The following is a 16788-nucleotide window of genomic DNA, read 5'->3' as shown; positions in this document are numbered from 1 at the left end:
TTCAAATTATTTTCTAACGGCGTCTTTTGTCAGCTGACCGTCTACACGGCGCCAGATGCCTAAGGGATTTTCATCTTTCAATGCTGCCGGGAGCAGGTCTGATGGCCAGTCCTGGTAGCATAGCGGTCTTACGAAACGTACAATCGCCGAAGCGCCTACGGAAGTGCTTCGTATATCCGTGGTAGCCGGGAAGGGTCCACCATGTTGCATCGCGTAGCACACTTCCACACCAGTAGGCACATTGTTCAGAATAATACGGCCCACTTTTTCAGATAATGCAGCAATAGCCGCCGAAAAGTGTGTCAGATCCGCTTCTTCCGCCATTACGGTACCGGTTAGCTGTCCGTGTAACTGTGCAATAACCGCCTGTAACTCGGCTTCATGCTCGCATACCACCAGCAGTGAGGTGGGACCAAATACTTCCTGTTGCAGTTCTGCGCTGGCCATAAAATGCTGACCGCTCACGCGATAAAGTGCGGGAGAACCTTTGGTGGCCGCCTTTTCCAGGTTGCCGGCAAACAGTGTTTCCACCCCTTTTCTGCGTGATAGCTGCTCCCTGTTTTCGTAATAGTGGTAGCAGATACCGGGATTGAGCATGGTGCCCGCCTGGATAGCAGACAACTCCTGTTGCAGGGTGTTGGCAAATTGCGTAGTGGCTTCGTCAGCCAGCGCGATGAGCAGACCGGGATTGGTGCAGAACTGACCAGTGCCCAGGGTGATGGACTGTGCATATTGTTTCGCCACAACCTCTGCCGACGCTGCCAGCTTAGCCGGCAACAGCAGTACAGGGTTGATACTACTCATTTCCGCATATACAGGAATGGGTTCCGGACGTTGGCCTACTGCATCAAAGATAGCAGTACCCACTTTAAACGAACCAGTAAAACCGATGGCTTTAATGCCGTGGTGTTTTACGAGTTGTTGCCCAATAGCAGCGCCTGCGCCGGAAAGACTGGAAAACACCCCATCCGGCAAACCACATTGCTGTGCGGCCTTTTGGATGGCCTGCGCCACCAGTTCATTGGTGCCGGGATGCGATTCATGTGCTTTCACAATGACCGGGTTGCCTGCGGCGAGGGCCGATGCCGTATCGCCACCCGCAGTGGAGAAGGCGAGCGGGAAATTACTGGCGGGGAATACGAGTACCGGCCCCAGAGGCACCAACATTTTTCGTATATCCGCTCTCGGTAGCGGTGTACGATCCGGTTGTGCGGGATCAATCACTGCTTCCACCCAGGAACCTTCCCGTAATACGTCCGCGAAGAGTTTCAGTTGAGAAATAGTACGTCCGCGTTCTCCGGTAATACGGCCCAAAGGCAGGCCGGATTCGGCGACTGCTCTTTCCAGCAATATATCACCCAGTGCCAGTATTTCAGCGGCGATGGTTTCCAGGAAAACCGCTCTTTCTTCCGGAGAAGAAAGGCGGTATACCTGAAAAGCAGCAGTCGCTTTATCCACCGCGAGATTTATCTCTGCGGTAGTAGCGATGGCAAATGTTTCCGGCAACGCGGCATTGCTAACGGGGTTGTATGCACGAAGTACATCTGTTCCCTCCGCAGTGTTGGCGAAGCCTATTATATTTTTTCCAGTAATCATCCAGGGAGATTTAAATATTCCGGCAGCACAGGGCGGGTGGCCAGGGCTTCCGCAATTACTTTTTCAGCATGTGCACGTTCTGCGCCGGTAGGCAACAGACGTGGTGCGCGCAGGTTGGTATTGCCGATGCCGGTAGCAGTAGCGGCCATTTTAATGTATTGTACCAGTTTAGGAACGATATCCAGTTCCAGCAATGGCATGAACCAGCGATAAATGGCGAGAGCTTCCGGAATGCGGCCAGCTTTTACCAGGCGGTAAATAGCAACGGTTTCACGGGGGAAAGCATCTACCAGTCCGGCTACCCATCCATTGGCACCCAGTACCAGGCATTCTAACGCCAAAGTATCTACGCCACCCAGTATACTGAAGCGGTCACCGAAGCGATTGATCATACGGGTTACATTGGTGGTATCGCGGGTGGATTCTTTTACCGCCTGGATGTTGGGGGCTTTGGCCAGCTCCGCAAACATGTCCATGGTCACGACAATTTTATAATCTATTGGGTTGTTATAGATCATAATGGGCAATGGCGTGCTGTTGGCTACCGCCAGGAAATAGGCCACCGTTTCTGCATCATCTGCTTTATAGCGCATAGGAGGCAACAGCATCAAACCAGCTGCACCCGCTTCTTCTGCTGCTTTTGCACAGCCGATAGCCGCGGTAGTGGTTTGCTCCGCAATATTCATCACAACGGGGATCTTACCACCCAGGAAAGCTACTGCATGTTTTACCAACGCATACTTTTCTTCATTCTGTAAACTACTGGCTTCGCCCAGTGAGCCGCCCAGAATAATACCATTAACGCCTGCATCTACCTGCGCCTGCAGATTTTTGTCGAACATCTCATAATCAATATGATCGTCGGCGGTGAAAGGGGTGAGCAAAGCGGGAAATACGCCTTGCCAGTTAATTTGTGCCATTTTCCTATCTTTTTTTATGCCAACAAAAATAGCTGGAGACCCGCTATGGCATGCTGCTGTAATTAATCAATTATACGCATATTTTAACCGAAAACAAGGCGCTTTACGTAGGAAACAAAAAATATCTGCATAGAATTTAATGTCCAGGTATGGGAAATTTTCTTTAATTTAAAAGATTCCCCCGTCAACCAGGTATCCCATGCTTCAGCTAAGATATTTCGTCTATTTGTTAACGTTACTGCTTTGTACGCAAACAGGCAGAAGCCAGTCCTGTACAGGAATTGGTCAAACGCCTTCCTCTGCATTTCCGGTGTGCGGCACCCAGGTTTTCAAGCAGGCTTCTGTGCCTGTTTGTGGCGCCACACCCATCCCCGGCCCCGGCTGTAGTAACGACGAAACGCATACCAACAAAAATCCTTACTGGTATAAATTTACCTGCTTTCAAACAGGAACACTTGGCTTTACTATTCAGCCGCATATATTGCAGGAGGACTATGACTGGCAACTATTTGACATTACCGGACGGAATCCCAATGATGTATTTACAGATGGCAGTTTGTTCGTTTGTATGAACTGGTCAGGAGAATTCGGTAATACCGGCGCTTCCGCTGCGGGCACTTCCAATGCAGTGTGTGGTGGCCCCGGACAACCGCTTTTCAACAAAATGCCCACGCTGCAGCAGGGGCATGAATACCTGTTGCTCATCAGCCATTTTTCAGATTCCCAGAGTGGATATGACTTGTCTTTTAGTGGAGGCACTGCTGTGATAACAGATCCGGGCGTCCCTCATTTGAAACAGTCCGCCTACAACTGTGGTCCTTTTTCTGCCGGCATTAAACTCAGCAAAAAAATACATTGCAACAGCATCTCCGGAGATGGCAGCGAATTTACCTTTAACGGCCCCGGCACCCCCGGCGTTAAACTGATCGGCATCACCGGAGCGGGCTGCAGTAGTGGGTTTGATACCGATTCTCTGCTACTGCAATTTGACAAACAATTGCCCGTAGGTACTTATAGTGTTATTTCGAAAAACGGTACGGATCACAACACCTTCCTGGATGCCTGTGGCAACCAGCTGCCGGTTGGCGAGTCTGTCAGCTTCCGGGTATTCCCTACCCTTCCGGTACCTATGGGTACCCTTAAAACACCTCCCTGCGGACCAGATGAACTGCAACTGACATTTGAGGCGGGCATCCGGTGTCAGTCGATTTCCCCGGATGGAAAAGATTTTGTGCTCAGCGGCCCCGACGCGGCTAAGATTATTGGCGCATCCGGCAATTGCAGCAGTGATGGACTCACCACTACCATCTCCCTAAAACTGGATAAAAGAATATTACAGGCAGGCAATTATACAGTAACCCTGGTAAAAGGGCCTGATGGCAATACCATTGAGAGCGAATGCCATGTACAAACACCGGCAGGCGGCACCCAATCCTTTACGATGGCGCCGCAACCCGCAGTGCTGCTGGCTACTATTACCGCCCCCGCCGTTTGTAGTCCAACGACCGTGAGAATAGGCGTGTCTACTCCCGTGCGCTGCAGCTCTATTGCGCCGGATGGCAGCGACTTTCATATCAATGGTCCAAGGCCTGTCAATATTGTAAAAGCCAGTGGTATCTGTAACAGCAACCAGCTGGCCGATAGTATTGATCTGCAACTATCCGCCCCTATTCAAACTGGCGGCGATTACCTCATCACAGTCCGCAATGGTACGGATGGTAATACCTTACTCAGCGAATGCTGGCAATCCGCAGCCATTAACCAACAAGCAGTTTTTCGTACAGCCGATACCGTTAATGCATCCTTTACCTACACCGTCGAACAGGTATGCAAGGTCAGCACCTTCCATTTGCAGCACTCAGGAAAAAACCAGGTGGACCAGTGGAAATGGAGCTTCGACGATGGAGAAACTTTTGACATACAAAATCCTGTAAAAGTGTATTCCACCATAGGGATGAAACACTTGCAGCTAACCGTTTCCAACGGCGTATGTTCAGATACCAAAAGTAAAGACACTCTCCTCAGAAATGAGGTAACAGCCCTGTTTGATGTAGATCCCGGTCCTTATTGCCCGCTGGACCTGGTTGTGCCACAGAATAAAAGTCTCGGCACCATTGTCTCCTGGATCTGGGACTATGGCAACGGCGCCCGCACCACCGGCGCTACCCCTGTCCGCATGCAATACATCCCCACCCAAAAAGAACAACAATATCTCATCCGGCTCATCGTGAAAAATGATACGAACTGCCAGGATACCGCAGATCATTACATTACTGCCGTATCCAGCTGTTATATAGATGTACCCACCGCCTTCTCTCCCAACAACGATGGGCAAAACGATTTTCTCTATCCGCTGAATGCCTATAAAGCAGTGGAGCTGCATTTCTCCGTCTACAACCGGAACGGCAACCTGTTATTTGAAACCACCGACTGGCGCCACAAATGGGATGGCACCGTAAATGGAAAACCGGCGGACATCGGCACCTATGTCTGGATGCTGGAATACACCGAAAAAGAAAGCGGCAAAAGAATATTCCGTAAAGGCACCACGGTGCTGCTCCGGTAATCCATTTTTTGGAATTCTACCGGAAGTCCCCTAATTTTTGCGCGGAATAAATTGTACATACATTGAAAGTACCCATTATATTAGCTATGGCAGCCACTTTAACGGGCAGCCAGGCCATTGCACAAGACTCCACCGCCATCAAAGCCATTAACGCAGGCAGTCTGGCGCAACATATCAGCGTACTCGCCTCCGACGCGTTTGAAGGCCGCAAACCCTTCACCCGCGGAGAAGACAGCACCATTCAATACCTGGCCGCACAGTTTAAACAACTGGGACTACAACCCGGGAATGGCAACAGCTATTTCCAGGAGGTACCTATGGTATCTATCTACTCCAAGCCCGCCAGCGATCTCGTCATCAAAGGTGACGGTGGCAGCGTATCCTTGTCGTATCTGGAAGACTTTGTCGCCGCCACCCGCCGCGTACAGGATCAGGTCAGCATCCGCAATACCCCGCTGGTATTCGCCGGCTACGGCATCGTGGCGCCGGAATACCAATGGAACGATTACAAAGGGCTGGATGTAAAAGGAAAAACGGTGATAGTGCTCATCAATGATCCCGGATTCGCCGACAGCACGCTGTTCAAAGGACGCACCATGACCTACTACGGCCGCTGGACGTATAAATTTGAAGAAGCCGCCAGACAAGGCGCTACGGGCGTAATCATCATCCATGAAACTGCCGCCGCCAGCTATCCATGGAAAGTAGTACGCAGCGGATGGTCCAACTCTAAACTCTATCTGCAAACGGCTGATAACAATCAACACCGCGCCGCACTGGAAGGCTGGATATCACAGGAAGCTGCCCGGAAAATATTCCAGCTGGCAGGCATCTCACCTGATATCATGCAAAAGGCCAGGACAAAAGATTTCAGGCCGGTAGACCTCCATTTACAAACATCTCTCGAAATAAATAATAGGATAAAAAAGTCAACCTCCCATAATGTGCTGGCCGTACTACCCGGCGCCAAACGGCCGCAGGAATGTGTTGTATATTCCGCCCACTGGGATCATTTTGGTATAGGCGAACCCGTTAAAGGCGACTCTATTTACAACGGCGCCGTTGACAATGCCACCGGCACCGCCGGCTTACTGGCACTGGCTACCGCCTTTACCCGTTTGCCGCAACAGCCCGCGCGTTCCGTGCTCTTCCTCTCCGTTACCGGCGAAGAACAAGGGCTGCTGGGTTCAGAATACTATGCCTCACATCCCACCTTTGCGATGAACAAAATAGTGGCCGATATTAACCTGGATGTACTCAATACTTTTGGTCGCACCAAAGATATTACCGTCATTGGTTACGGGCAATCTGAGTTAGATGAATACGCCCTGCGCGCAGCCCAACGGCAACAACGCACCACCATTCCCGAGGCTAATCCTGAAGGTGGCTGGTTTTTCCGCTCCGATCACTTCAACTTCGCCAAGAAAGGGGTACCAGGCCTGTATATCGGTCCAGGTACAGACGCCATCGGCCACGAAACCGGATGGGCCAAAGAACAGACGGCGGCGTATAACCGTTTACGTTACCACTCCCCCGCAGATGAATTCAACCCCGCCACCTGGAACATGGATGGCATGGTAGAAGACATTCGCCTGTTATTCGATGTAGGCTACCACCTCAGCCAGGAGAGCAGCTTCCCAAAATGGAAAAATGGATCAGAATTTAAAGCATATAGAAAATAAATAGCCATGGTGATATTCGGATTGATTATGATAGGACTCATCCTGTTTCTGTACTTCAAAAATATGTATAGTCGCAGGCAAAGCAAGAAAATAGCCGTACCAGAAGGATACCAGGCACTGTTGCAGGAACATGTGCGCTACTACCAACAACTAAGTGCGTCCGATAAAACGCGCTTCGAAGGCATGGTACAACGCTTTCTCAAAAGAACCAGCATAGAAGGCGTAGGTACCGAAGTAACCGCCCTGGACCGCGTACTCGTTGCCGCCAGCGGCATCATCCCTATCTTTGGATTCAAAGACTGGGAATATTTTAATCTTACTAACGTCATCCTTTACCCAGATACCTTCGATGAAAGCTATCAATATGAAGGAAATCGCCGTAATATTCTCGGCATGGTAGGCACCGGCGCACTCAACGGACAAATGATCCTCTCCCGCTCCGCCCTGCGCGAAGGCTTCTCCAATACCACGGATAAAAATAATACCGCCATTCATGAGTTCGTGCACCTGCTGGATAAAACAGATGGCAGCATAGATGGTTTCCCGAGCAAACTGCTGGACCACAGCTACGCCATTCCGTGGATGAAGCTGGTGCATCAGACCATACAGGAAATTTCAGAAGGGCATACGGATATTAATCCCTATGCTGCGATGAATGAAGCGGAATTCTTTGCGGTGATATCAGAGTACTTTTTTGAGCGGCCGGATTTGTTGGCGGAGAAACATCCGGAATTGTATGGCATGTTGACGAAGATATTTCAGCAGGACCCGGCTGGGAAAGTGTAGTGAGTAATCTATTTGCTGGATATGAGACCTTCTGTGGTCCTCATATCCGGCCATCAACCGCGGTGATTTACCTGGCGTTAGGAGTACTATTATTACCTCTATTCTGCACCAACCATTCCCATATTTTTAGCACCAGCATAAACACTCCATTTAGGCCTCCGGTAGCCATCAACAGGAAAAAAATGTTCAGTACATCTACGGCAGTGGCAACGCCTGTACGGGGAGTATTGTTATATAAAACAAACAGTACCATACTAAATGGCACGGCCAACACATCTAAAAGCAAAATAGTTAGTCGCACTAAAAACGTATTTGTCTGTAGTCTACTCACCACATACTCCATTGTACCAAAGGTCCAGATGCAATAGCCCACAAGGGTGATCCAATTTCCATTGCCGATTCCCAGGCTATCGGTTGCATATTGCACCGTAGAAAACCGCTCAATAACCCAACCGTAGCTGGATAGGTAGGCGAATACTACAGCGATGAGGTAAACGATAAATGTTATTATTCGAGGTATTGTTCTCATGTGGCGATAGTTATTCATTTAAAGTGTTATAAACGCAGATCTGGATGCTGATACCAAACTCAGCTGCCAGGTTAACCATTTCTGCGGGCATAAACAATTGCTGCAAAAACTGTGCATTGGATAAATCTATAGCAAAAGCCAGGTTAACATGAGATTCTAATTTACCCATTAATTACATCATCATCCAATCGGCCTGCGGCAATAGCTTTCATAAGATGCACTACTCTTAAACCCTTTATCTCATCAGGCATAACAAATATAGGTGGTTTAGGGTAAAAATACTTTGTAAAATAAAAGTTACTAATATCTACGTCATACCTTTTTCCAAATTGTACTATCAGGTCTTCACCATCGTCACCCGTTATGCCAAGATCATCTTCAAATGATGTTTCCAGTGTAATAGGTACTTCGAATTTTGCACATTGTCTTGTCCTAGAATAGGTTTTCATTTTAGGACTTACTTTTAAATCCGTAAACCTATTCTAGGACAAGACAAGCTGCTGGATAAGATTTCTGAAGAAGATCGCAATACCATTCTGTGCGTGGTGGATGCGTTCCTTAAAGAAGCACAACTCACTACTACCGCTAAAAAATTAAAAGCCTAAAACAGATAATCGCAAGCAAGGCTTGAGGATTATCTGTTTTAGGCTTTCTTATATTGTCATAGCTATCTCAATTATCTAAAGAGGCTGTTATTGGATTAGCCATCTCCAAAAACATATTCCGATTAATTTTATGATGCAATTCCAAAACCCCAACTTTCTTTCCTTGATAAAAAATCAGGAACCTTGAATAATCTAGTCTATTAGCATTCTTTGTTGTAAAGTCAAAGAAGCCTATAACCTCCCCGGGGGATCTTTCACTCACATTCTTACTTAAAATATTAGTAGTTCTATTCCCTGCTTGAGCTAAGTTTATTTGCCAATTTAATATTGAATCAATATTAAATCGGTTTTGCGCTATCGACTTAAACTCATAAACACGTAATACCATCCATGATGAAGTATCTTTTGCCCCCTTTATATTTTGGAATATAAAATTTTCATCCAAAAAAGCATGTCCCCCCTTATAGTCCAACCATTCATCAGGGAGCTGTGCTCTTATGCAAAAACCCGACTTATCATTATATAATTCTGTAGCAGTGTTTTCTTTTCTCGCAATGCAACCTGCTATTGCTATTAATATACTAATTAGAATACTTTTTTTCATAGGATTATCTTATTCTGTAGGCAATTTAGGAGTAGGACTGTTATTACCAAATCTTCGCATGTAATTCTGCTTTATAACACCATGATTATCGTTTGTCTTTATAAAGTCTCCCAAAGTTTTAAATTCCCTTGTCGGACTCGCAAATGGGCTTCCTGTATTATCATAAATTCGCTGCCCGCTCGACATCACACTATGGGAAGGTATATCAGAACCATATGTTCCTCCATGTGGCATACCCGCATTATGTCCAGCACCGTGATTGATTAAAAATGCCGTCCCCTCTGTAGAAGTTGCTTTAACCTCTTTACTATAATCCGTTGCAGGCTTAGCATCTATTGCGATAATATTTCCACTTGGAGCTCCTCTATCATTTTCACTTCTCTCTGGGTTTTCTGTTCTCCCAAATTCTGGGCTATTACTTAGATCCTTGGCAAAGGATGCATCCATTTTTGATACTGTATTAATTACATCATTCCTGGCTCCTAATACGGCAACCGCATCTGTCTTATCAATCTTAGATATACCAAGCTCTTTACCTTTAAAAATCTTGACTTGTGTACTAAGCCTCCATCTCTTTAAAGTTCGCATTTGCCTGTTTTACGATTGCATCAATTTGGGCTTTCTTAAGATTGGCGCTCTTCAAAACTTGTAAATAAATAACATTATCTTTCCCATCAGGATCAACGAACAAAATGGGATTATCCATTGCATAGCTATATGGGCTTAACATGTTATACTTCTCCACTTTAGGGTCCATTGTCCCCCACCTACCTATTTGCGCATCATACATTCTCGCCCCATAGTCATACCACTCCAACCCATTCCCATCACCAAACTCCTTATTCTGCAACTCTTTCCCATTATACTTCATTCTATTTTCCTGATAATTAGATCCCTTCAACGCATTGGAGCTAATCCCCACCATCGTCAACCCAAATGGATAATAACTTCCCGTCCACAGACTGTTTTAAATCACTCACTCACAGGCAATTATTTTTTTATCAAGGATTAGATAGCGCCAATGGAAATAAGAGTGGCTGCCAATCTCATAACAAGTTTTATTATTACCAACTAATTTCCCATTCTCAGCATACGTTTTCTCAAGTAAATTTAATATACCATTCTTAACGACTATTTGCTTCTTATGGGTTACTTGGGCATGAGGTGCAACCCAATCTGAAACTCGAATACTGGGTTTCACTTTCCAATCATTCTGTATTAGATATATTGTTTCGTTCCATTTTCTTAAAATAGAAACCTCTCTTAAATAAGAATTTTGATTATGGTTCCCTACTAAATAGCTAAGTGTTATTATTTTATCGGGAAGTATATATTCAAATACCCGCTCCTTAGATGTATCACCCTGTTCGATATAGCTTGTAGTCCAATAACTGCTAACCTTTTTATACTCCCTGTCAATCTTCATTTTCTTATTAATACAATAGCTGATTTTTCTTTTATTTTCATTTTCGGGAGATATCTTTACATATGGATAAGAGGGGTTAATTCCCATTTTTTTTATACCACTTAAGGAAAACATATCAATGTCTTCAAAACTTGCTTCTTCATTTGTCGAATAGTCCTTAGCATTTGTACTATATCTCCCAATAAAAAAAACAGCAAAAACAATCATTGCGATAAATACTTTTCTCATATCTCATAGATATTTATTGTTCATAATGTATTTTCCCAAAGGCATCCAAAGTAACATGATRCACAGTTTCGCTGACTTGTGAACTACCCACTTCATATGCTCTTGTCCAATTGCCTGTATTACTATAAGAACTAGAGAAATTCCCAAACTGATCATGTCCGCCTGGCCAATTTTCCCGTTTAAATGACAAAGATCCACTATTAAAGACTCCTGCACTCGATGCTGTTAAACTTGATTCCCAAATACTGTAGCATGAAGCTTCTTTGCTAGCGCCTTTAAGAGCTCAGCACCATTATTATAATTGCCGCCAACACCGCAAGCAAAAACCAAAACCTGAGCTGCGCTTGGCAGCAGACCAGGTGTACCTGCAAGTCTCCCAGCTATCCTAGCTAATGCAGATGAACCAGCTATATCTTTAGCCTGAAAATTCTGTTCCCCAATTGTAAAATATGCTTGGAATGGGCTATTAATACTTACCATCATTCCAATTACATTGAGCCATCATACCATCCGGATCAATAAATAACATCGGATTATTATAGCAGTAATTATAGGGGGGACCTGGGAGAATATTTCACATTTAGGGTCTATTTGTCGAAAACTCCTATTTGAGGATCCTGTATCCTCGCCCCATGGTCATACTACTCCAAGCCACTTCCATCCACGCACTCCTTACTCTGCAACTCCTTCCCGTTATACTTCATTCTATTCTCCGCATAATTAGACCCTTTCAATGCATTGGAACTTATCCCACCTATGTTGAGCCCAAACGGATAATAATGTGTCTCCTTCTACAACGGCCCCAGTCATTTGCGCAATTTCAACATCATCAAAGAAAAAATATTGCTGGTTTTCATTGCTAGCCCACACCAGAATAAAGACTCTTCTCATAATTTGGGAATATTAAGCGTATTCAAATTTTGATTGTCTTTTAAACGAATCATCAAACATCGACATAGAATACCGATCAGGGGCACAATTCAACTTAATATAAAAATGTATTGATGAGGGCCATACTGAATTATTTATCTCTATACAATGTAATATTTTAAAAAAAATATTGTGTGAATAAAAAAAGATCTGGTACAAGTGGACATCATAGAAATGAGCTGCAGACATTGCCTGCAGCCCATTTTATTTATCAATATACATTTAGCGCTTAACTATTAAGTATCTCCTTTTCTTCCAGCCGACAGCATTTTAACTATGTAGTTATAAATAGAAGCCCCAATATTCAAATAGATCCAATTTATAATTCCAAAGACAAACCCAACAAAGGGTACGGTTAGAATTGAAATGGCGAATCCAACTATTCCATAATAAGAATGTCCGTTAAACGATACTGGCAAAACATTTACCAATGAAAGAATTGCACCCAACAATGCAAATGGTATATAACCAAATAAATATGCTAAAAAAAGGGATTTAAACCTGTAATTAACTTTTTCCATAAGATTTATTCATTTATTACTTTAACAACTTCCAATTTTCCAATTTCAACACTGGGCTTCGGAGGATGAATCATACCCTTTACATACTCACCAACTGCGCCAAATATATGCCCAACAGTTTCAGCAACTTTCCCCAAATTGATACCTCCTTCAACACTCACTGGGCCTAATTTCCCCCCCGCACCCAACATCAATGAATTATCCAAACTTAACTTACCAGCTTCAGCTTTAGCTGAGCCCTCTGCCAAAGACAGATCCTGTGAAATATCCAGCGATTGTAGGTTTACAGCTACTTCACCTTTTCCAACCTCTCCTTTAACGCTTGCTTTACCATCTCCGACTCCAGCCTCTGCTTCCGCTTTAAGCAATGTTCCAGTAAACTTCAAGTCAGCATTCTGATTTAAAGATGCCTCTCCGTTCAATACCCCAACACTTGCTCCGACGGATACTGGTCCTACCTTTCCGCTAACTCCAGCTCCCCAAGCTTTGGCTTCAACTGAGGCTGTTCCATAAAGTATCTGTTTCATTGAAGCTACCATAGCGGTAAGCTCTCTGTTTACACTAGGATTCGAAAGAAACTTTACGCCTTCTTGCTTTAGGGCAGGGCCTGGACCAGCTGATACATCTATTGGTATCATTCCGTCCAGATCAATGAACCTAAGTGGATTGTMAAAAGAATAGCTATAAGGCGACCATCTACGCATTTTTTCTGACAAAGGGTCTAAAACTAGCCATCTTCCAATCTGTTGATCATACATTCTGGCACCATAATCGTACAGTTCAAGCCCTGAACCATCTCCAAATTCATTATTTTGCAGCTCCTTTCCATTATACTTTATCCTATTCTCCGCATAATTCGCCCCCTTCAACGCATTCGAACTAATCCCCGCCATTGTCAACCCAAACGGATAATAATGCGTTTCCTCTAGCACCGGTCCTGATGTTTGCCCCACTATTACATTATCAAAGAACACATCCTGTGGACTTTCATTGCTGGTATATACATATAAGAACCCACTCTTCTTAATAGGCATTTTATCCTGCACCAATGTCTGTAACTGATCCGGATCCGCTTTCACTTGCTTTACGCCACTGTTCTCATCAACTAAGTTAAACTGATCATCAAATAAAACAAAATTAAGATAAGCCTTGGGGCGGTCCGGTTTACCCTGATCAGGATCCTTTTCTTTCAGGCGCTTATAGTCATTATTGTAGAAGTTTGCATTAAATGAAGAGCTATTATTACCTGTACTAATACCGTGAGCTCCTTCAGAAAACGCGCTACCACTAAATGTCTGCACTAAGTCTGCAAGTATATTTTCTACAGGTGTACTACCGGATGTTTTATCCTTAGGACCTAAGGATTTATAAAAGGCTTTAGCTCCTATTTCTATAGTATCTCCGGCCATTACACGCAATACCAACGAGGGGCCTATTTTCTTTCCTCCGTTAGTGGCAGTTAACTTGGCCACTGACTGATTAGTGCTGCCATTCTCCTCTGCGGGGTAACCTACCGGTTTGGCTGCACGGGTATTGTCTAGATTACTGAATAACGCGCCTTCTGTAGCCGCTACTGGTGTTTCCATTGTGGCGGTATACATAGTACGGTCTGTTTGTTCGGTTAATACCAGCCGGGTATTCCCTATATGGTCTTTCACGAAATAGTCGTATGTCCAATTGACCGGTTGCCCCGTTTTAAATACTGTACGAATACGACCTTCCTCATGACTTGCAAATTTGAGGGTATCATTCTGATAAACCAGCCCGTTTGAATAGTCGGTAGTGATAACTTTGGACTGTCCACTTGTCAGATCAGTAACGATCTTTCTCACCTTTATTCCCCCAGCAGTGTACTGATACCGAATATTTCCCTTACCCGTAATACCGATATATATTGGTAGATTCAAGTGATTATAGGCAATAGAGTCGATCTTTTTATTGGCGTCTTTAATAAKATTACCAACTGTATCGTAACGATAGTCATCTCCGATAGGATTTCCGTCTTTAAAATCGCCAAGCGCACTGATTACACCACTACTATCATATACGCTACGTAACTTATTGCTGTTGGGAATATAGCTGTAAACAAGTTTGTCAATTGGTTTGCTGGTAGTGCCCTCCAGTCCCCATTGACTCATTTTGCCAATATTACCATTCGCGTCATAAGTGATGGCATCAACAGAGAAATCGACCTTATCTTTTGTCCATGGACTATTGGATGGATTCTGTTGCCTGAATTCCGCCTTAGTCAAACGATTAGCGCGATCATAACTATAGCCATAGGCACGTTTTATCTGATCATTCCAGCCTCGCCAACTGACGCCAGAAATATTACCATTAAAAACAGTATCCTTAAATCCATAATCGTAATTCATCTCCTGCCCGAAATAAGCACTACTCCCATTACTCACATACTGTCTATTAATTCCCCTCATCCAACCACGAATATTATAATCATAAACCAGTGATTCCATCGGAACTCCGGCCCCATTTATGCCCAGGCGTTTGGTTTTAAGCCGCCCCAGCTCATCATATTCATTTACAGCAATCGTTCTCAACAAGAGATCTGTATCATTGAATTTCTTTTTTATTGAATCTAATCTGCCAGCTGCGTCATAAGACATCATCGTCAGCGTAGTCACCCGAGGGATTGTACCACTACGAATGTTAGTCTGACGGAGATAGGAACTTAATAATTTACCACTAAAATCATATTGATTGGTAAGTGTATCCCGTCCTCCAGTAGCATTGTCGCTAATAGACTGTATCAGACGACTTTTGTCATCGTAATAATTGGTGGTAATTAGCCATTGATCTGTATCTAAAATGCGGACTTTAGTGCCGGTGACCAGTCCTTTGGTCATAGAATTAATCTCAAATAGTTCTTTATAGGGATTGCTACCTGCGTTCAGTTTAGACGAATCTCCTTTAGCCGGGGATTGCACACCGGTGAAACTATAACCATCGTAAAAGGTAAAGGTGATAGGAGTTAGATCTGCTGCTGCGATATTAGGTAACGGATTGGACACCTGTACTGCCCCTCTCCCATTATTCAATGCTGTGTTAATCAGCATTTCCACCTCTTTCCCATTACCGGTATCAAACCCATCTGTCAGTGTGATACTATTGGTGGCTTCGTACTTATCACGACCATATAAACCTGTTACCAGGTCTGATTCTCCCGGAAACGTATATACGGTGGAATCAGTAGTATTAAGTACTCCATTCATGCTCTGCTGAAGTACTGACCTGGTAATTGCTTTCTTGTATAACGCCGTTTCAACGGGTCTGTTTAAAACATCATAGAATGTTACCAGCCAGGTATTGGCTAATTTCAAATTACCATCTTGCATAAATACCAACCGATTGCGGACATCATACACCATTTCGGTAACCGCAGCACCAGGTACTTTCTTTGTTATCATCCGGTTACGGCCATCATAGCTATATTGAAAGCAAAGTCCTGCTGCAACATTGCTTAGATTCCAGCTCCCCACTATAATTTCCACAGCCAATGGCGGGATTACAAAAGAAAGATTATTCAGATCATCATAAACATAGTAAGTGCATAACCACCCCATATGTGCCGACCCGGGAAGCTTATCTGACTGCACTTTCTTCAGGATCACCAATCCGTATTTATCCTTATACTCCACTACCTGATTCCCCCCTTCATCTGTAAGAGTATTCTTGTATAACATTCCCTCAGCATACACTTTTGTGCTGGTAGGGATTCCTCCTTCTGAAGGGATATCCCAGATGCGCACTGAATCACTTAAGGTATTCACCAGGTATTGCTGCCGCACGGGATGATTCCCTCCTGTTTTAGACCAGCTACTGCCTTGAGCATATGTGTTAAGCACCCGGTTTAAGGGAGATGCTTCATAGTCTACCTGGCTGTAATAAATCTTCTCTCCTGCCTCAGACCGACTAAACGTAGTATCCTGGTAAAATGCCTGTTGAGCAGCAAACGGATCCACTTTAAATTTACCGTCATTTGTATTACCCGTCTTGGGTACATAGGGAAGATACTTATATGCTTCTCTGCCAAATTCATCGTAAACAACCGGTGCTACCACATCCCTTCCACCAGCGCTGGCGCCTTTACTCACGGTCTGCAATGGACGTCCAAGTCCATCAAAATATTGAGTAGACTGCTTTACTTCACTGACAGAGCGACCCGCAGCCTTTACGAAAGAAGTATCTGTTGTAGGCAAAGAAGGCTCCCAGGTACGGATATAGTTGATGGAAGAAATGTTATAGGCAGGAGGAACTGCCGCTGGCGTTGCAGTTACCCGGAATGTAGCCGCCGGAACATTTTGTGCATTTAGTTTAACTACACCACACAATAAAATAACGCCAAGAATGAATTTAAATACATTTATAATTTTCATA

At 44.5% G+C, this 16788-nt stretch carries 14 protein-coding genes; 3 read left to right on the top strand and 11 right to left on the bottom strand.

Features of this window, described 5'->3' with window-relative positions; translation table 11 throughout:
• Positions 1–6 precede the first annotated feature (6 nt).
• Positions 7–1596, bottom strand: a complete 1590-nt coding sequence (locus tag AC1DFM_RS28780; protein WP_477080232.1) for an aldehyde dehydrogenase (NADP(+)) — start codon at positions 1594–1596, stop codon at positions 7–9.
• Positions 1593–2516 (bottom strand): dihydrodipicolinate synthase family protein, encoded by a 924-nt coding sequence (locus AC1DFM_RS28775; protein ID WP_477080231.1) that lies wholly within the window; start codon positions 2514–2516, stop codon positions 1593–1595. The genes AC1DFM_RS28780 and AC1DFM_RS28775 overlap by 4 nt, the downstream gene beginning before the upstream one ends.
• Before the next feature lie 199 nt (positions 2517–2715).
• Here AC1DFM_RS28775 and AC1DFM_RS28770 point away from each other — a divergent pair, with 199 nt between their 5' ends.
• From AC1DFM_RS28770 to AC1DFM_RS28760, 3 genes are all read left to right on the top strand, one after another.
• A complete protein-coding gene (locus tag AC1DFM_RS28770) occupies positions 2716–5082 on the top strand; it encodes a T9SS type B sorting domain-containing protein (RefSeq protein ID WP_477080230.1) in 2367 nt (788 codons plus the stop codon).
• Positions 5083–5168: 86 nt separating this feature from the next.
• On the top strand, positions 5169–6764 hold the full coding sequence (locus AC1DFM_RS28765; protein WP_477080229.1) for a M28 family metallopeptidase: 1596 nt from the start codon (positions 5169–5171) through the stop codon (positions 6762–6764).
• A 6-nt stretch (positions 6765–6770) separates the two neighbouring features.
• Positions 6771–7550, top strand: coding sequence for a M90 family metallopeptidase (locus tag AC1DFM_RS28760; RefSeq protein WP_477080228.1), 780 nt, complete (start codon positions 6771–6773; stop codon positions 7548–7550).
• A gap of 67 nt (positions 7551–7617) precedes the next feature.
• Here the strand turns inward: AC1DFM_RS28760 and AC1DFM_RS28755 are convergent, their stop codons facing one another.
• From AC1DFM_RS28755 to AC1DFM_RS28715, 9 genes are all read right to left on the bottom strand, one after another.
• Positions 7618–8079 (bottom strand): hypothetical protein, encoded by a 462-nt coding sequence (locus AC1DFM_RS28755; protein ID WP_477080227.1) that lies wholly within the window; start codon positions 8077–8079, stop codon positions 7618–7620.
• A 161-nt stretch (positions 8080–8240) separates the two neighbouring features.
• Positions 8241–8528: a DUF1493 family protein gene (locus tag AC1DFM_RS28750; protein WP_477080226.1), complete on the bottom strand. Its 288-nt coding sequence runs from the start codon at positions 8526–8528 to the stop codon at positions 8241–8243.
• Between the two features lie 223 nt (positions 8529–8751).
• A complete protein-coding gene (locus AC1DFM_RS28745) occupies positions 8752–9288 on the bottom strand; it encodes a hypothetical protein (protein ID WP_477080225.1) in 537 nt (178 codons plus the stop codon).
• A gap of 9 nt (positions 9289–9297) precedes the next feature.
• A complete protein-coding gene (locus AC1DFM_RS28740; RefSeq protein ID WP_477080224.1) occupies positions 9298–9876 on the bottom strand; it encodes a hypothetical protein in 579 nt (192 codons plus the stop codon).
• Positions 9848–10249, bottom strand: a complete 402-nt coding sequence (locus AC1DFM_RS28735; protein WP_477080317.1) for an RHS repeat domain-containing protein — start codon at positions 10247–10249, stop codon at positions 9848–9850. The genes AC1DFM_RS28740 and AC1DFM_RS28735 overlap by 29 nt, the downstream gene beginning before the upstream one ends.
• Positions 10250–10264: 15 nt before the next feature.
• Complete coding sequence (locus AC1DFM_RS28730; protein ID WP_477080223.1) at positions 10265–10942, bottom strand: hypothetical protein; 678 nt, start codon at positions 10940–10942, stop codon at positions 10265–10267.
• A 225-nt stretch (positions 10943–11167) separates the two neighbouring features.
• Positions 11168–11425 carry a hypothetical protein gene (locus tag AC1DFM_RS28725; protein WP_477080222.1) on the bottom strand — a complete coding sequence of 86 codons (258 nt, stop codon included), beginning with the start codon at positions 11423–11425 and terminating at the stop codon, positions 11168–11170.
• Positions 11426–12108: 683 nt separating this feature from the next.
• Positions 12109–12393 (bottom strand): hypothetical protein, encoded by a 285-nt coding sequence (locus tag AC1DFM_RS28720; RefSeq protein WP_477080221.1) that lies wholly within the window; start codon positions 12391–12393, stop codon positions 12109–12111.
• 5 nt (positions 12394–12398) lie between these two features.
• Positions 12399–16787, bottom strand: a complete 4389-nt coding sequence (locus AC1DFM_RS28715) for a DUF6443 domain-containing protein (RefSeq protein WP_477080220.1) — start codon at positions 16785–16787, stop codon at positions 12399–12401.
• Position 16788: the final 1 nt, after the last annotated feature.

It is taken from the genome of Chitinophaga sp. 05T412 (assembly GCF_056396465.1).
This window is presented reverse-complemented; position numbering and strand designations above follow the sequence as displayed.